Consider the following 17,609-nt stretch of genomic DNA (forward strand, 5'->3'; position numbering starts at 1 on the left):
GTAAGGAGCCTAACAAAAATGAACTCCGTTAGTATCGATAGTCAAAAAGTAAAAGCCAACAATGTCACTTGGTTTGATGGTATCGCACGAAAAATGGTATTCACCATGCTAAAGAAGTTAGAAGTTGGCCACCTTATTTTGGAAGAAAATGGTCAAACTTATTCCTTTGGTGAAGACAAAGACAGCGCCCAACACATTGCGCATATTCATGTTCACAATCATCAAGCTTTTCGCGATGTGTTTTTGCACAGCAGTATAGGAGCAGGTGAAGCCTTCATGAAGGGGCACTGGACATCGCCAGATCTCGTCGCCGTTATTCGTCTTATGGTAGCGAACCTTAACCTGATTAATAAAATCGATGCTAAGCGACCTATTTGGAGCCGCATTGGAGCAAAGATAGCACATCGATTGAACGCCAATACCAAGCAAGGCTCAAAAGAAAACATTTCAGCCCATTATGACCTTGGTAATGACTTCTTCTCACTCTTTCTCGATCCAACCATGATGTATTCTTCTGCTATCTACCCACAGGAAAATGCATCATTAGAAGATGCGTCTGTACACAAGCTCGATACTATTTGCCAAAAGCTACAGCTATCGCCTGAAGATCATCTACTAGAAATTGGCACAGGTTGGGGAGGCATGGCCATCCATGCTGCGAAACACTATGGCTGTAAAGTCACTACGACAACGATTTCAAAAGAGCAATTTGAGTTCGCTCAAGCACGAGTGATCGCGGAAGGCTTACAAGACAAAATCACCTTATTGCTAGAAGACTACCGAGACCTAACAGGTCAGTACGATAAACTCGTTTCTATTGAAATGATTGAAGCGGTTGGTCATGAATACTATGACAGCTACTTCTCCAAATGCAGTTCTTTACTAAAGCCTCACGGTGTCATGGTGATTCAAGCTATTACTATTGCCGACCAGAGATACGACTACGCTCGTCGCTCAGTAGATTTCATCCAAAAATACATTTTCCCTGGTGGTTGCTTACCGTCAAACAAAGTTATCGCTGATAAAATCGCCTCAAAAACCGATATGCAAATCATTGGTCTGGAAGACATTACTGAACACTATGCGAAAACCTTGGCAGACTGGCGAACTCGCTTCCATAACGTAAAACACACTGTTTCAGACATGGGTTTTGATGACGTGTTCTGTCGTATGTGGGACTTTTACTTAGCTTATTGTGAAGGCGGATTTAAGGAACGTGCCATTAGTACCGGCCAATTTATCTTCGCTAAGCCAGAGCATAGATTATCCATTAAGTAGCCAGCATTTGGAGGATATGTAATGAAAGCTATCACCAACACAGCATTATTCCAGCTAGTTTGGCTAATTTGTGTGGTAGGTGGAAGCCCTGTGGCGCTTATTGCAACTTTAGTCTATCTGTCTATCCACCAGCACTATTTGATGAATAACAAAGCCGAATGGAGGCTCATTGTTCTCTTCGGTGTGTTAGGTTGTTTGATTGATGGTGGCCTTTTCAAAATGGGCATTTTACTACCAGACTCTGGCGAGCCACTCGATGGAATCATGCCAATTTGGTTACTTTGCCTGTGGTTTTGTGTAGGTACGCTTTTTGCTCACGGTTTGCGTTTTCTACAGTCCCGTTATTTCGCAGCGGCGCTAGCTGGCTTTATCGGACCAGCCTTTAGTTACTTTGCGGGAGCCAAGCTAACCGATATCAATTTAGCCCAGCCAACCTTTGAGTCATTACTACTGATTTCCATAATATGGGCCATTCTGGTGCCAATGGGCGTATGGCTAAGTGAAAAGTGGCAACTTTATCCAAGCCTGCCAGAACAAAATGAACATGAGGAGCTGACATGAATCCACTCTTCACGTTAGCTAGTGCCTACCTTGTGCTTTCAAGCGCTATGAGCTTTGCCGAGCAGAATGATTCATCAATTCACTCGACACCGTATGCTGTTATAGGCAAAGCCTACAGTTTAAAAAGTGGTGAGCTTCTCTACCAAGAAATTCACCGTACCAAAGAAAGCATGCGCACCGTCACCTACATGGAAGCAGACGGCACCGTGTTTGCCAACAAATCCATTAACTATGCCTTATCAAGCCACCAGCCTAGCTTTGAGCAAACTAACGACAGAAATGGCGAGTTCATTAAAGTCATTCAGCAGGGCAAGGATATTCTGATTACCTACAAAGCAAGCCGTGATGAAGCAGACAGTACCAAGCAATTAACACTGACTCCAAACATGATCATTGATGCAGGCTTTGATCCCTTTATAAAAGAACATTGGCAGCCCCTTCTGGAAGGCGAAAAATTCGATCTGGACTATGTGGTACCTAGTAAAAAGACGACCTTTGGCTTTCGTTTTGGACTGGACAAGTGCTTAGAAAACACAAAAGATGGCAGTGTTTGTTTTTCTTTATCTCCAACGTCTTGGCTCGTTAAAATGGCGGTAGACCCTATCGTGGTTGCCTACGAAGAGAACACAAAAAGGCTAGTTCGATTTACTGGCCGAGCCAATATTAGTAACGCAAAAGGCAAGTATGAAAACGTCGATATACGCTACCAATACCCCTAATACCTTATTCTTAAAATTAGCTAATAGATCAAAACCATTTCAAACTTTTAACGCCATATGGAGTCATAATGAAAGCATTACAACACCACATTAAAACCAAAAGTATGGCGTTATTCTGCTTATTATTTCTTAGCGCCTGCTCAGCTCCTTCGGTAAGCCTCTACGAAAAAAACCAACCAACCTTTGATCTACAGGGCTTTTTCTCTGATTCACTTACCGCCCATGGCATTCTTAAGAATCGCAGTGGTGAAGTCATCCGCTACTTTAACGCCACCCTCGAAGGCTCATGGGAAAATGGTGTAGGCACCTTGGCTGAAGTGTTTGAATTTGATGATGGCGAGATTCAAAATCGCACATGGATTATGACTCCAGATGAAAACGGTCAGTACAGCGCCACGGCAAACGATGTTATTGGCACAGGTGATATTCGCATGGCTGGCAATGCCCTTTTCATGAAGTACACTCTTCAGGTCCCTTACAACGACAAACTGATTGAAGTAAACGTCGATGACCGCATGTACATGGTCAAAGAAGGTGTCGTAATGAACGAATCCATCATGACCAAATTTGGGTTCGAGGTGGGATACTTGTCTATTGTGATTCAAAAAGTAAAAAATTAACGATTTAGAAGATTAACAAAAATTGAGAAAACAAAAGCCGCTAAACAGATATCCAACATTTAACGGGTTTTGATTTCTCTCGCTTCATTTTAAATTCACTGTAATCCTAAATTGTATTTTCAAACAGCTAGTCCGACTCTTTTCCGCCCTTCTGCAGTCTTAATAGAAAAATCCATACCGGCAAACTCCGCTCCCTCTGACCCACAAAGAAAAGCTACCCCCTCAGCTGCTGATTCAGGGGATATATGTACAGACCAATCAAGATCACTCACAACATTAATTTTTGCCTCCCGAATATCTTCCATCATCCCTGTCGCTACAGTACCCGGTGATAAACCTACAACACGTATGTTTCTTTCGTGCAACTCATTATGAGCGACTTCCGTTAGTTTTTTAGCCGCCGATTTGGAAGAGCAATAATGACTCCAACCATGCAACGCACTGTTAGCCGCTCCAGAACTCATATTGACAATAATACCGCCCCCAGCGTTCAGCATATGAGGTAGTACCGCACGCATACAGAAATAGACGCCTTTATAATTAATATCAGCCGCTAAAGCCCATTGCTCAGGATCACTATCTATAAGGTGTGCTAATGGCTCAATAACTCCTGCGACATTAATCAAAAAATCAATTTTTCCTGTTTGTTGTAGGCACTTATCGACACAATGTTGAATGGAACCATAATCACTCACATCACAGGGTATGGCATAGGCATGACCACCCTGCTCATTAATTTTTCTAGCCCCTTCTTCTATCACTTTCGAAGAGCGAGCTGCGAGGACAACCGTCGCGCCATACTGAGATAATATCTGCGCTGTTGCTAATCCTATGCCACGGCTTGCCCCCATAATAAGGGCTGTTTTACCTCTAAAGTCCAACTTTTGTAACATGATATTACCCCCTGACTAGCGTCTTAATTTCCATGGCTAACTGCTCTTTCTTCAAGGCAAGTTGTTCTGGCGTAGCTGTTGAAGTTCCTTCAAGACGAATCACATGAATTTCTTTAATCCCCAAAAATGACAACAAAGAAGTTAAGAATGGTTCAAAGAAGTTCATTGCGGAAAGTTCACCACCTTCTGCATACCCTTCTGCACCATAAGCTAAAGTCAGTATTGCTCTCTTCGTTGGAAGAAGGCCACTAAAAGAGACTCCATCGTAAGCAAAGGTTTCATTGATTCTAGAAACCTGATCTATCCAAGCCTTAAGGGAAGCTGGCACTCCAAAATTGTACATAGGAGCACTAATCAATAAAGTATGTGTACTTTTTAGCTCAGCGATTAATTCATCAGATAGCGCAGTATCATGCTTTTGTTCCAACGTCTGTTCTTCAGATGGAGTAAAAAAACCGTTAATTGTTACATCAGATAACGAAGGTATTTGAGTGTCAGCAAGGTCACGTCGCTGAATAGTTAAATTAGGCGTAATAGATTGCAAATGCTGTTCAACCAAGTCAGCAATTTCACGAGAATGGGAGCTCTCTTTACGAGGGCTAGAGTCTAAACGGAATAAAGTAGTCATAAGTATTCTCCTATCTGTATTAACAATGAGATAAAAAGAATAGGGCGAACCCAATTTGCAATAAATAACTTGAACTGCAAATCATTAATGCAAATAATGCACTAATGAACTTAGACCATATAAAAATATTCCTTGCGGTTTATCGCGCTAAAAGCTTTACCCTAGTGGCTAAAGATCTTGATGTTGCGGCGTCGTCTATTTCACGCGCGATAGCCACGCTTGAAGGTCAGCTTAAAATCAGGCTTTTCCAAAGGACAACACGTAATCTTGCTCCTACACAGGCAGGCATAGACTATTTTCATCGGATTCAACCACTGTTTGATGAACTCGAATGCGTAAATCAAGAAATTACCGATAATTCATCTGAACCTTCAGGCTCACTGCGCATCACCGCTTCTATATCATTTGGACAGATAGTCTTAACGCCTTTATTGAAAGAGTTTCTCCAGAAATACCCAAAAGTGACCCCTGAAATTACCCTATCTGATTCACGGGATAATATTATTACTGAACAGTTTGATATAGCGATTCGACAGGGGAAGTTATCCGACAGTAGCTTAGTCGCAAGAAAGTTGATCGATGTTAAGTACCTCTTAGTTGCAAGCCCTACTTATTTAGAACAGGCTGCACCTATCCAATGCCCAGAAGAAATTATGCAGCATCCGCTAATCACATTTAGTTATTCAGGGTTTAATAAGGAATGGTATTTCAAGCAAGATGATCAAATCGATACTATCGCTATTCGCCCCATACTAACCTTAACAACTGCTTCCGCTATTAAGACCTGCGTCACCAAGGGAATGGGGTTAACGATATTACCCGAGTGGTCAATACAAGATGAAATTCTTTCGAGGGAGCTCGTTGAAGTTTTACCTGATTGGGCTTTCTCTGGCCTACCAGTCGAAACTGGTGTCTGGCTGATGTACCCTTCCCGTGCTTTTATACCAGCGAAAACCGCAGCATTTATGAACTTTTTATTAGACAAGGTAGGTTAATATAGAAATGCGATAGCTACCAATAAAGTCCATTTATAAAACTCTTTAAAAGAGCCTGCTATACAACTTAATAAGATTTATGGGCGCCCTTCCCTAGTCTTCCCAGCTAGGCAAAGTAACAACCAGTTTAGTAGTGCTTTCTCCACACTCTAGTTTGATATCGCCACGCTGGGCACGTGCCATTAAGCGAGCAGAATGGGTACCAATTCCTGAACCGTCTTCTTTTTCAGCCGTGGAAAATTTATCGAAAAAGTTACCTCTAATTGACTCGGGAACCGTTCCAGTGTTTTCAATTTCCAGCACTACCATAGAGTCGACTTTACTAAACTGTATTTTAATTTCAGAATTGTCATCACTTGCTTCAATGGCATTTTTAAGTAGATTTTCTGCCAGAATATAGCAAAGCAACTCTTCCCCTACGATATACCAAGGGTCCTCTGAATGAGCAGCAAAACTTACTGATTTTTCATTCATAATACCTTGTAAATCTTGCTCAATACGCAAGACTATCTTATCTAAATCGACTTTTTCCTGTTTCGATTTATAGGTTCCTTGTTCTATTTTGATCAATTTCTGTGAGCTATTTATCATGGCCAACATTCGATAGGAAGCCGACTCCATGGATAGGATATGATTCGTCGCGTCTTTAGGTATATCTGGATTGTCTATAAGCTCTGTCAGGTGGTAGATCATGCCAATAAGAGGGGTTTTCAGATCATGTCGAATAATCAGCTGCATCTCTTCCCTTAGCCTGCTATTTTCCAGCATCAAATCCAGCTCTTGCGCCATAGAGTCTCTTCCACTTTTTAGGCGTAAATGATTTTTCACCCTAGCTTTTACGATAGCTGGCTCCGAAGGTTTGATCACATAATCAACTCCGCCTATTTCGAAGCCTTTCGTCATATCAACAGAGCTGTCTCTAGAAGTAAGAAAAATAACAGGGATACCCTGCGTGTCTGGGTTTTTTTGTAACTCTTCACATGCTTCAAAGCCACTCATACCTGGCGGCATACTGACATCCATTAATATGAGGTCAGGCGGCGATGCAAAGCAGATTTTTAACGCTTGCTCCCCTGAAGAAGCCACTTTTACTCGATACTCTTTCTGAAACAAATTAACCAAAACATCCACATTGCTAGCCACATCATCTACCACTAAAAGAGTAGATTTCTCTTCTACTTTAGCAGCAGGAGGACGCAAGTTACTTTGTAAATACTGCGCCATCCCCTCTGGGCTACCTACAAGGAAGCACCTTTCAATTTTCTCTTTCAATGCTTTCACATTAAAAGGCTTTACTAGAAAGTCAGTAACGCCAGAAGAAATCACCTCCATAACACGCCGTTTGTCTGTTTCAGCCGTGATCATTAAAAAAGGGATTTTTTTATAGGAAGGAAGGCGGCGGACTTCTTTTAAAAGATCGACACCATTCATTTTAGGCATGTTCCAATCGCAAATAATAAAATCGCATTGCTGAGACTCAACGATTTTCATTGCGGTTGTACCACTCGCGGCTTGAATAACATTCCCCGCACCTAACTGACTTAAAGACCGAGAGACTAATTGTCGTACTGCTTCTTGATCATCAACAATAAGAAAACTCTTGCCTTTAATCATCTCTTCCATGAATTAGCCTTCTGTCATCAAAATAGTAAATAGGTATGGTATCTACATGTTTAGCTCAAGGTATTTTGCGATAGCGTACTTAAATTAAAAGCTAGCTAATAATTACGCAAAGCTTCAAGTTAAGCACATTAGAAAAACATAAGATAAATTAATACTAAGAACAAATGCAAAATCTTACATTTTGAAATGTTTTACATACACAGTATTGCATAAGACGGTATTATTGCTAATCTATTAGCTAGATATAGAATAATTATCTTGCTTTATAAGTGACCTTTATGAAATCACTTAGTCAACATGGAGTTGGAAATGCAGCAGCATCAGGGAAAGACGATTGCCGCCTATCAGATACCACAAGATAACGAAATATTATCTGTTTCTTATAAAGGCGCACACTTATTACTGGCAGAAGACAACGAGATCAACCAACAAGTTGCTGTCGGTATGCTCAATTATCTCGGTATTACCTTAGATCTCGTCAAAACAGGCAAAGATGCCATTGATGCTATGAAGAACACCACATCCTATGACGGCATCTTGATGGACTTACACATGCCGGAAATGGATGGCCTTGAAGCGACCCGTATCATACGTCAAAACCCAAAATGGCAAAACATTCCTATTATTGCTATGACAGCAAGCTCCACTTCATCTGATAAAGAACAATGCAACAAAGCGGGAATGAATGACCATATAGCTAAACCCATTATGCCCGCAGACTTATTATCAAAAGTAGCAAGATGGATTAAAACCGAGCCGTCTCCAGAGAAACCTTCCCTTACTCCACAGCCCAAAACAGCGCCATTACCAGAACGACGCACTCTTAAAAAAGCAACCTATTGGAAAGAAGTGGATGCCATCACAGGATTAAAGCGTCTAGAACTAAATCAGGAGCTGTATTATAAGCTCCTGTTGAAATTTGCTACAGATTATGAAAATACACCACACACATTAAACAGCTTGCTCAAACAACCAGAGGATAAAGTCTCTTCCTTTGTAAAAGCCTCTCAACTTATGCACAGCATTAAAGGAGTTGCAGGCAATTTAGGCATTGTAAAAATACACCACCTTGCTGCCGAACTAGAAATGGCCTACAAGGCAGGCATTATGGTCGACCTATCCGAATTAGAGACAAAAATGGAAATGGTTTGCAGCGAGATACACCACAACCTAGATGAACTGCAAGAAGAAAAAACGGCTGAAAAAGAAGAGTTGTCAGTATCAACAGAACTACTTACAGACTTAACAGAACTCAAAACTCTACTCGAAGAATATGACTCGGAAGCTAAACAAGTTCTAAATAGGATGCTGCAAACATACGGAGAAAATACGCCATTAAAATCCGTTTCAAATGCACTAGAAGAGTACCAATTTGATCAGGCTCATCAGCTAGTTGAAGATTTAGAAGGGGTACTTAAGAACCTGTAACAAGATAAAACAATACCGCCAAATAGAAAATCCAACAAAGCAGGTAAGCGCTTCACATACGCAAGTCAGCTCCTAAGGAACTCCTAGTAAACGAAGACCTGCTGTTACAAAAGTCCCTACAAATAAAACACCTAATATATTCACTCGATAATATGCCAAGCCCCCAGCTGTTACGACACCAATACAACGAGCCCACCCTGCAAACGCACCCGCTTCGTATATCATAACGACAGCAGCAACAGAAATAAGCAATACCATCCCCATATTATTTAATAGCTCTTCATAGCGCTGAAAGTCTGGTACATATTGCTCCATTACCGAACCAAAATAACGAAAAGCAAAGGTACCAAGTGCTAAAATAGCCATACTAAAAATCAATAATAAAGTCATGCTCTTTCGCTCTTTTTAGTATCTGCTTTAACCCTTTTTGTTGTAAAAAAAAGTGCTAAAGAAGATAACAGTACAGGCAAACCAACCGGTAGAAAGGGGGTTGTTAATAAAGCTATTAACGCACCGAACAATGCTGTTACCTTTTTATTTATTGTGCTCAAGTTAGGAAGCACCAAAGCTAGTATTAGAGAAGGGAACAAGGCATCTAAACCAAAGCTTTCGGGGTGAGTTATTAAATCTCCAAATAGCCCTCCTACTAATATTCCCAGTGGCCAGCAGACAATAATACCAAGACCGCATAACCAATAAGCCCGCCTCCTTTCTTTTCTACTACTTTGAGCCAGAGCAAAAGCCACACTTTCATCATTCATTAGATGACATCCCAATAGCCTTTGTTTTCCTGCACCAACTTCATTTTTTACAGAAACCCCAAAAGGCAAATGCCGCGCATTAACTAACAAGCCAGCCAGCGCCGCCGTAAACGGGCTACCTCCAGCCGCAAGCACAGAAACAAATAAAAACTCAGAGGCACCTGCCAATACGACGATAGACAAGACAAATGGAATCCAAAGCTCCACTCCAAGATTCACAGCAGAGGCACCAAAAGACACACCAACAATGCCATCGATCAAGCAGACGAGAAGGATACTACGAGTCACTTTATCTATTTTAAAAACCATACATTAGTCTTTTATAGCGAACAATTGAACTATATAATGAACAAACAACAACTGTTCGTCAAATAAAACATTCGTTTTTTATAAAAAACAGGACACCACATGACACAATCAACTGCCGACCCCAAAAAAATCATATCGGCCTCTTTGCAAAGAGAACGACTCAAAAAAGGTTATTCACTCGGGAAGCTTGCAAAAGTTGCGGGAGTGTCTAAATCGACGTTATCTCAACTAGAGGCAGGAGTAGGAAATCCAAGCATTGAAACTCTATGGTCACTAAGTACCGCGTTAGAAATTCCTTTTTCTGTTTTACTGGAACAGCAAAAACCAATAGTTCAAGTATTACGCAAAGGTGAAGGAACCGCAGTGAATTCGGGGCAAGCAGATTACAAAGCTATCCTATTAGCAAACTGTCCTGCTTCTGCTCGGCGCGACCTTTATCTGACCTTAGTTCAACCTGACGAGATACATCACTCGCAACCTCACTCAAAAGGTACTATTGAACACGTTATAATTGCTCAAGGTCGAGCATTAGTTGGATTAGAAGAAGAGCCCATAGAGCTCAATCCAGGAGATTACATTTGCTACCCAGGTGATCAGGCTCATGTATTCAGAGCCCTAGAAAAAAACACTATGGCTGTATTTGTAACAGAACATTAAAAAATCATTTTTAGACAGAATAGTTCATTTTATGAAATGAACTATTCTAGGAGATATCTCAATTTTGTCCCATAAAGAAAAAATGTGTTTTACAGACAAAAATTAAAAATAATTATTTTCCTTATAAAGCCAGTAAAAACGAGGATTAAAGAGTTATTTTCCATTATAAAAATGGCGCGCCCGAGAGGATTCGAACCTCCGGCCTTCGCCTCCGGAGGGCGACGCTCTATCCAGCTGAGCTACGGGCGCATGTCTTGGCTAGAAGAGTGTTAAGCCAATTAGGATGGTGCTGTATTCTAATCGAATTCCTTTAGGATTCCAGTACTTAATATAAGTTCTATCAACTTTCATTGCTTTAGGTGCCCCGTTTTTTTAAAGCAAAGCCAGAAGTGCCTTCTATTTATTACCCCTTCCAGCCATTAAGGTGGCCAAGCAATCATTGTACTGCTAGCCATTACATTCAAGGCTCCAATTATTCACGATACCTCTAACCCAAAACTCAGCTCATTTGTAAGTTACTTATTTGAAGTTAACTTGGGTTTGACCACTACAAAACGAAACATTAGGATAACAATTAGAAAAACATGGATACATAAAAGAAAACCTAAGACAGGCGTGCTTATATTTCTGAAACATCACTCAGAATCAAGGTTAAGCCGTTAAAGTACCTACAGACTTAGTAAAGGGATGTCATATGTGTACTAGGGTTCTTGTTATTGGATCATGTGGTCAAATTGGCACTGAGTTAACTCAACAGCTTCGCTTACTTTATGGTGATAGTAATGTCATCGCATCGGATATTAAGTTCCCTACCCCTCACAACCCGCATGAAATATTTGAGCATCTAGATGTGCTTGATAACGAGAAGCTATCCTTTGTTATCGAAAAACATAAGATTACGGACGTCTATTTGATGGCCGCTATGCTATCTGCCACAGCAGAAAAGTCCCCTGAAGCAGCTTGGTCATTGAACATGCAGTCTCTGCTACATGTCTTAGAGTTAGCTAGAAATAAGAAAATCAAAAAAGTCTTTTGGCCCTCTAGCATTGCTGTTTTTGGCCCGACAACACCGAAAGAGAACACACCTCAGTTTACTATTACCGAGCCGACGACAGTTTATGGCATCAGCAAACTTTCTGGCGAAAGGTGGTGTGAGTATTATCACCAAAATTACGATGTGGATGTGCGCAGCATACGCTACCCGGGAATCATCAGCTGGTTAACCCCAGCAGGTGGCGGCACTACAGATTACGCTGTCGATATTTATCATGAAGCATTTAAGTCCTCAGAATATAACTGTTTTCTCTCAGCCAATACCAAGCTACCCATGATGTATATGGAAGATGCTATCAAAGCAGCCATCGTAATCATGCAAGCACCAAAAGAAAATATTCGAGTAAGGTCTTCTTATAACCTATCAGCAATGAGCTTCACACCAACGGATATTGCCAATGAAATTAGCAAGTACTTCCCTAACTTCAAAGTGACCTACTCACCTGACTTTCGTCAGAGAATCGCCGACAGTTGGCCTTCAAGCATTGATGATAGTCACGCCAGAGATGACTGGGGATGGCGCCATTCTTTCGACATTTTGTCTATGAGCAATGACATCATTACAAATTTAAAAACACAGAGTTCAAAAGCTTCTTAAAAGGTATTGTTAACAGATAACTTCCAAGCAGATAAAAGTACAGCAAAAGTGAAAATCGCCAGCTCATCACTTTTTAGTGCTTTTAAGCTGTTACAATTCTTATTCAAATACTGTTTCGATAAAGGTCTTTCTCTGTGCAGACTATCTCTCAAGCAATTACTAAAGCCATTGGTAAAATAGTGCTTATCGCTAGTATCACCAGCGTTGGCGTTATCAATACCACTCAAGCGGCACGTTCAGGGGAGCAGGTGTTTAACACCACTTGTATAGCTTGCCATATCAGCGGTGCCGCAGGGGCGCCAAGGCTTGGAGAGAAAGCAGATTGGCAGCCTAGAATCGAAAAAGGTTTAGAGAGTTTATTGGCTACCAGTATAAAAGGCATCGGCGCTATGCCGCCTAAAGGTATGTGCGGAAATTGTAGCGATGAAGAGCTGTTAAACAGCATTCAGTTCATGATAGATAACAGCCAAAACTAATAACGGAGTATGCTAGTTGTTAGTCCCCTAGCATGGCTTTTAATGCCGAAAGTGACGCCTGACCACGCTCTTTTTTAACCGTTTCAGATTCATCCCCTCGGCCTTCCCAAACCAAATCTTCTTCCGGTAGTTCATCGAGGAAACGACTTGGTAAACAATCTATTTCTTCACCGTACTGGCGGCGTTTAGAAGCCAAAGTAATGCACAGGGTTCGTTTAGCACGGGTAATGCCCACATAAGCTAAACGACGCTCCTCTTCAATGTCATCACTTTCAATACTGTTGCGGTGCGGTAGCAATTCCTCTTCACAGCCCATAAGAAATACATGGGGGTATTCAAGGCCTTTCGACGCATGCAGAGTCAGCAATTGAACCTTGTCTTCGTCTTCCTCTTCTTCTTGTCGCTCTAGCATATCAATCAGCAGCAATTTACTAATGGCCTGATCTAAGCCTGCGGTTTCGTCTTCTTCCCAAGCCGATTCCATCATGCGCTGGATAGACTCCAACAAGAAACGAACGTTCTCAATACGTCGCTCTGCCGCTTTTGCGGAGGAGCTTTGCTCCTGAATCCAGCCATAATAGTCCATGTCATGAATCATCTGTTCGATCACAGGGACGGGAGACGCCCCTTCTAAGCGACGACGTAAGATAGACATCCAAAACTCGAACTCTTGCAGGCTTTTTAATGATCGCCCTGTCACGGTTTCTTCTAGGGCTTTATCTCCCGATGCTTCAAACAAGCTAACGCCCAATTGAGTCGCTAGGTTGCCCACTTTTTCAAGAGTTGCTGGGCCAATTTCTCGGCGTGGAAGGTTCACAACTCGCAAGAAAGCATTGTCATCCGCAGGGTTCACCAAGAGGCGCAAATACCCCATTAGATCTTTAATCTCTGCACGGGAGAAAAAGGAAGTACCGCCGTTCATCTTGTAGGGGATACGATAAGCCTGAAGCTTAATTTCCAACAATCTTGCCTGATGATTACCACGGTACAGCACAGCAAAATCACGGTAAGGAATATCATGACGCAAATGTTTGGATTGGATTTCGGCCGCGACACGCTCAGATTCAGAATCTTCATTACGGGTCACCATGACGCGTATCGGGTCGCCTTCCCCAAGGTCACTCCATAGGGCTTTGTCATACACGTGGGGGTTATTGGCAATGAGTGTATTGGCGGCTTTCAATATGGTTTTTGTCGAACGGTAATTTTGCTCTAGCTTCACCAACTTGAGGTTTGGGTAATCCACCGATAGGCGCTCAAGGTTTTCTGGTCGAGCACCACGCCACGCATAAATGGATTGGTCATCGTCCCCTACTAAGGTAAAACAACGACGATAGCCAGCCAGTAATCGAATCAATTCATACTGGCTACCATTGGTGTCTTGGCACTCATCCACCAGCAGATAACGCACTTTTTTCTGCCAACGATCACGCAGTTCATCGCTTGCCATCAAAAGGCTTACAGGCAGTAAAATCAAGTCATCAAAATCCACTGCGTTATAGGCGCGTAGATAGCGCTGATACAAAGCATACACCTGTGCTGCTAACAGAAACTCTTCCGTATCCGCATTGGTCATAGCTTCTTGTGGTGTAGTGAGGTCGTTTTTCCAATTAGAAATGGTGTTCTGACAAAAGGCGGTGGAATCCGTTTGACCATTAAACTCTTTATCTAGCACCTCTTTGATTAAGTCAAAAGAGTCTTGCGAATCAAACAGAGTAAAGCCTTCTTTCAGCCCTGCTTGGCGGTATTCACGGCGTAAAATACGTAAGCCTAAATTGTGAAAGGTCGAGATACTCAGGCCACGACTCTCAGGTTTCGACAGCATGCTGACTACCCGCTCTTTCATCTCACGGGCAGCCTTGTTGGTAAAGGTCACAGCGATAATGCTACTGGCCTTAAATCCGCACGTTTGAATCAAATAGGCGATTTTCGTCGTAATTACACTGGTTTTCCCCGAACCTGCTCCTGCTAATACCAAAAGGGGACCATCAATCTGCTTGACCGCATCCAATTGGCGATCGTTTAGATTTTTCAGGCGATGGGAGATAGATGGCAGGGCTTCGCTCATAATAGGGCTGGACTCAAATTAAAGGCTAAAACAAATTTCCCCTAGTGTACCCGAGATTGCACGTTAGGTATAAAAAAGCGCGACGATTAACAGTAAATGGGCAAGGGTTTGTTACTGGCAATTTTTCTCACTGACAAATGGGTATGAATGTCTTTGACACTGGTGATCTTATGCAGCTTTCTGGTGAAGGCTTCATAAGCCGTTAAATCAGCGGCCGCCACTTCTAGTAAATAATCATAACCACCCGACACAATATGTCCGTTAATCACTTCTTCCATATCATTTAGGGAGCGTTCAAAACTTTGAATCGATTCTTCTTGATGGTTACTCAAGCTCACTTCTACAAAAAAGGTCATCGAAATGCCTATTTTGGCCTTATTCAAATTGGCCTGATAGTCCGAGATATAACCTTCATCTTCGAGTCGCTTTAAACGACGAGCACAAGGGGACGGCGATAAACCCACCCTGTCAGACAATTCCGCTGTCGATAAACGACCCTCTTTTTGCAGAACTTCCAATATATGACGATCAATTCTATCCAAGGCACTCATTAGTAATTTCCATCAATATTTGATTAATAGTTAGCGATATCAACCAACAATACCCTATGACAAACCAAAAATCGCCGAATAAATGCGAATAACTTAATTGATAATATCCATACAACATTGAGGAAGGATACTATCAAAATGGAAAAGACGATTTCCCGCACTATTCCACAGCCAACTCTAGGAACAACAACTCAGGGCACAACAACCCTAAGCCCTACGCCGACTTTATTAAAAGGCTATATGGCGATGGGGATAGTATTATTAATTTGGTCAGGGTTCTCACTGACAGCACGAGCGGTTGGCTCATCTCCACTTAGCATTGCTGATATGGCGTTAATTCGTTTTGCCGTTCCCTTGATATTATTAGCCCCTATGGTGATGCCTCACTTAAAAGAGATACGAACAGCACGCTTCTCTGACATTTTGTTCGTTCTTCTAGGAGGGATTCCTTTCTTATTTTTCGCATCTTGGGGGGCGCAAACCACCCCAACCGCCTATGTTGGGACTATTTTAGTCGGAACTCCGCCCTTCTTTATTGCCATTTTGGCTTGCCTTATTTACCGTCAACCCATCCCATTAACCAAGGCGATGCCCTTAGCATTCATTTTTGCAGGCATTGTTGTGATGCTAATGTCTAACAAAAACAATTTCCCTGCGGGAGTCTCTGAAGGTATCTTGTATTTACTAGCCGCTTCTCTATCTTGGGCAGGTTATTCAATAGGCCTAAAACGTGCAGGACTAAAGCCCATGACTGTGGCTATTATTCTGTCTTATGTGTCATTTTTTATTCTGTTAGGCATCGTATTTTTGGGTTTTACCCCAAGTAACTTGGGTTCATTCTCAATGGAAGAAGCACTACCCTTTATCTTGGTTCAGGGAGTCGGTGTTGGGGTGTTAGCAACCATTTTATTTTCATATGCTATTAGCCAACTAGGTTCATCTCAACCCGCTATCATTGGTGCACTATCTTCAGGGTTAACAGCATTATTAGCGGTTTTTATATTTAATGAGCCCCTAACCATTGCCATTGTTACTGGCATCGCATTAACCGTTACTGGTGTTATTTTGTCTCATCGTTCTTAACCGAGTTATAGAACCAGATTACAGAGTTAGATTAAAAGGAAAAGCACTATGTTAGAAAATTTACCTCAAGTTGGAGCAGATCCTTTATGGGAGCTTTTAGCCGAATTTCAGGCTGATAAACGAAAAGATAAAATTGACCTTTTAGTGGGTGTTTATCGCGACGAAACAGGCGTAACCCCTGTCATGGAAAATGTGAAGTCGGCCGAAAATCAATTAGCTAATCAAGCTGCCTCTAAAGCCTACGGCATGCTGTCTGGCAATGGGACATTCAACCGAAACATCGCAAAATTTATCTTAGGTGCAGACAACCCAAGACTGCATAATCAGCGCACAATCCAGACCGTAGGCGCTTCTGGTGCATTACGCGTACTTGCTGATTTCATTAAGCGCTTGTCGCCCAATGTAGTAATTTGGAATACCAACCCGGGTTACATCAACCACCAACCTATTATGGAAGGGGCTGGTCTACAGGTGTCGTCTTTCCGTTGGCAAGATAAGGGCGGGGAATTAGACATTAACGCCTGCTTTGCTGACTTAGAAGATGCGGTAAAAGGGGATGTCATTCTTCTGCACGCCAGCTGTCACAACCCAACAGGTATCGATCCATCACTGGAGCAATGGCAGCAATTTGTGGATTTCTGCAAACGCAAAAAGATCACACCTTTTATTGATATTGCCTACCAAGGGTTTGGGGAAACGCCAGAGCAAGACGCTGCGGGCTTACGCTTATTCGTTGAGCAAATTGACGAAGTCTTAATTACCGCAAGCTGCTCTAAAAATATGGGGCTTTATTGTGAGCGAACGGGAGCTGCCATCGTCATGACCAATGATGAAGAAAAGCTAGCTGGCATATCCACTTTACTTGAACGCATTACCCGCTCTAACTATTCGATGCCACCAAACCACGGTGCCGCCATTGCCAATATTCTTTTTAGCAATCAAGAACCTTGGCTAGAAGAATTGGCAAGTTACCGAGACAGAGTTAATGGCATTCGACAGGGTTTAACCGATGCCTTAACAAAGCTAGGAGCGCCCTCTTCAATGCAAGTAATTGGTACACAAAAAGGTATGTTTTCCATGCTGCCATTAACCAAAGATCAAATGATTGCCCTACGTAAAGACCATGGTATTTACGGTGTGCCCAACGGCCGCATCAACCTTGCTGGATTGAAGCAGTCACAAACAGAAGTACTTGCCAAAGCCCTTATTGCAGTGCTCGATAAGTAACTGTATTTGAAAATAAAAATGCCCTTTTGTTAATTTAACTATTTTAGGAAATAGTCAAAAAGCAAAAGGGCATTTTTGTAT

At 42.0% G+C, this 17,609-nt stretch carries 18 protein-coding genes and 1 tRNA gene; 11 read left to right on the top strand and 8 right to left on the bottom strand.

The window, feature by feature from the left end:
* The first annotated feature begins 18 nt into the window (after nt 1–18).
* The 4 genes from OFY17_RS11560 to OFY17_RS11575 all read left to right on the top strand — a co-directional run bounded on the left by OFY17_RS11560 (nt 19) and on the right by OFY17_RS11575 (nt 3,178).
* The gene (locus OFY17_RS11560; protein WP_263530888.1) at nt 19–1,278 is read left to right on the top strand and encodes an SAM-dependent methyltransferase; all 1,260 of its coding nucleotides are present in this window, start codon (nt 19–21) and stop codon (nt 1,276–1,278) included.
* Between the two features lie 21 nt (nt 1,279–1,299).
* A complete protein-coding gene (locus tag OFY17_RS11565) occupies nt 1,300–1,839 on the top strand; it encodes a DUF2878 domain-containing protein (RefSeq protein ID WP_263530889.1) in 540 nt (179 codons plus the stop codon).
* Nucleotides 1,836–2,558 carry a hypothetical protein gene (locus OFY17_RS11570; RefSeq protein WP_263530890.1) on the top strand — a complete coding sequence of 241 codons (723 nt, stop codon included), beginning with the start codon at nt 1,836–1,838 and terminating at the stop codon, nt 2,556–2,558. The genes OFY17_RS11565 and OFY17_RS11570 overlap by 4 nt, the downstream gene beginning before the upstream one ends.
* Before the next feature lie 68 nt (nt 2,559–2,626).
* On the top strand, nt 2,627–3,178 hold the full coding sequence (locus OFY17_RS11575; protein WP_263530891.1) for a DUF3833 domain-containing protein: 552 nt from the start codon (nt 2,627–2,629) through the stop codon (nt 3,176–3,178).
* Between the two features lie 119 nt (nt 3,179–3,297).
* On the opposite strand, the gene OFY17_RS11580 is transcribed toward OFY17_RS11575, so the two are convergent.
* The gene (locus OFY17_RS11580) at nt 3,298–4,071 is read right to left on the bottom strand and encodes an SDR family oxidoreductase (protein WP_263530892.1); all 774 of its coding nucleotides are present in this window, start codon (nt 4,069–4,071) and stop codon (nt 3,298–3,300) included.
* A gap of 4 nt (nt 4,072–4,075) precedes the next feature.
* Entirely contained in the window at nt 4,076–4,699 is a 624-nt protein-coding gene (locus OFY17_RS11585) for an FMN-dependent NADH-azoreductase (protein WP_263530893.1), read from the bottom strand.
* A gap of 104 nt (nt 4,700–4,803) precedes the next feature.
* On the opposite strand from OFY17_RS11585, the gene OFY17_RS11590 reads away from it, so the two are divergent.
* The gene (locus tag OFY17_RS11590) at nt 4,804–5,694 is read left to right on the top strand and encodes a LysR family transcriptional regulator (RefSeq protein WP_263530894.1); all 891 of its coding nucleotides are present in this window, start codon (nt 4,804–4,806) and stop codon (nt 5,692–5,694) included.
* 93 nt (nt 5,695–5,787) lie between these two features.
* Here the strand turns inward: OFY17_RS11590 and OFY17_RS11595 are convergent, their stop codons facing one another.
* Nucleotides 5,788–7,317 carry a hybrid sensor histidine kinase/response regulator gene (locus OFY17_RS11595; RefSeq protein ID WP_263530895.1) on the bottom strand — a complete coding sequence of 510 codons (1,530 nt, stop codon included), beginning with the start codon at nt 7,315–7,317 and terminating at the stop codon, nt 5,788–5,790.
* 309 nt (nt 7,318–7,626) lie between these two features.
* On the opposite strand from OFY17_RS11595, the gene OFY17_RS11600 reads away from it, so the two are divergent.
* A complete protein-coding gene (locus OFY17_RS11600) occupies nt 7,627–8,745 on the top strand; it encodes a response regulator (RefSeq protein ID WP_263530896.1) in 1,119 nt (372 codons plus the stop codon).
* A 72-nt stretch (nt 8,746–8,817) separates the two neighbouring features.
* Here the strand turns inward: OFY17_RS11600 and OFY17_RS11605 are convergent, their stop codons facing one another.
* Nucleotides 8,818–9,135, bottom strand: coding sequence for an AzlD domain-containing protein (locus OFY17_RS11605; RefSeq protein WP_263530897.1), 318 nt, complete (start codon nt 9,133–9,135; stop codon nt 8,818–8,820).
* Nucleotides 9,132–9,815, bottom strand: a complete 684-nt coding sequence (locus OFY17_RS11610; protein ID WP_263530898.1) for an AzlC family ABC transporter permease — start codon at nt 9,813–9,815, stop codon at nt 9,132–9,134. The genes OFY17_RS11605 and OFY17_RS11610 overlap by 4 nt, the downstream gene beginning before the upstream one ends.
* 99 nt (nt 9,816–9,914) lie before the next feature.
* Between OFY17_RS11610 and OFY17_RS11615 the strand changes: the two genes are divergently transcribed.
* Complete coding sequence (locus OFY17_RS11615) at nt 9,915–10,472, top strand: helix-turn-helix domain-containing protein (protein ID WP_263530899.1); 558 nt, start codon at nt 9,915–9,917, stop codon at nt 10,470–10,472.
* A gap of 172 nt (nt 10,473–10,644) precedes the next feature.
* Here the strand turns inward: OFY17_RS11615 and OFY17_RS11620 are convergent.
* Nucleotides 10,645–10,721: transfer RNA gene (locus tag OFY17_RS11620), tRNA-Arg, on the bottom strand.
* Between the two features lie 445 nt (nt 10,722–11,166).
* On the opposite strand from OFY17_RS11620, the gene OFY17_RS11625 reads away from it, so the two are divergent.
* Both OFY17_RS11625 and OFY17_RS11630 read left to right on the top strand, forming a co-directional pair.
* A complete protein-coding gene (locus tag OFY17_RS11625; protein ID WP_263530900.1) occupies nt 11,167–12,123 on the top strand; it encodes an NAD-dependent epimerase/dehydratase family protein in 957 nt (318 codons plus the stop codon).
* Nucleotides 12,124–12,257: 134 nt separating this feature from the next.
* A complete protein-coding gene (locus OFY17_RS11630; RefSeq protein WP_263530901.1) occupies nt 12,258–12,599 on the top strand; it encodes a c-type cytochrome in 342 nt (113 codons plus the stop codon).
* A gap of 19 nt (nt 12,600–12,618) precedes the next feature.
* Here the strand turns inward: OFY17_RS11630 and rep are convergent, their stop codons facing one another.
* A complete protein-coding gene (gene rep, locus OFY17_RS11635; protein WP_263530902.1) occupies nt 12,619–14,667 on the bottom strand; it encodes a DNA helicase Rep in 2,049 nt (682 codons plus the stop codon).
* Nucleotides 14,668–14,753: 86 nt separating this feature from the next.
* Complete coding sequence (locus OFY17_RS11640) at nt 14,754–15,218, bottom strand: Lrp/AsnC family transcriptional regulator (RefSeq protein WP_263530903.1); 465 nt, start codon at nt 15,216–15,218, stop codon at nt 14,754–14,756.
* 138 nt (nt 15,219–15,356) lie between these two features.
* Here OFY17_RS11640 and OFY17_RS11645 point away from each other — a divergent pair, with 138 nt between their 5' ends.
* Nucleotides 15,357–16,301, top strand: a complete 945-nt coding sequence (locus OFY17_RS11645; protein ID WP_263530904.1) for a DMT family transporter — start codon at nt 15,357–15,359, stop codon at nt 16,299–16,301.
* A 48-nt stretch (nt 16,302–16,349) separates the two neighbouring features.
* On the top strand, nt 16,350–17,528 hold the full coding sequence (locus tag OFY17_RS11650; protein ID WP_263530905.1) for an amino acid aminotransferase: 1,179 nt from the start codon (nt 16,350–16,352) through the stop codon (nt 17,526–17,528).
* The last annotated feature ends 81 nt before the right edge of the window (nt 17,529–17,609 follow it).

Source organism: Marinomonas sargassi (assembly GCF_025716875.1).
GTDB classification, from domain to species: Bacteria; Pseudomonadota; Gammaproteobacteria; order Pseudomonadales; family Marinomonadaceae; genus Marinomonas; species Marinomonas sargassi.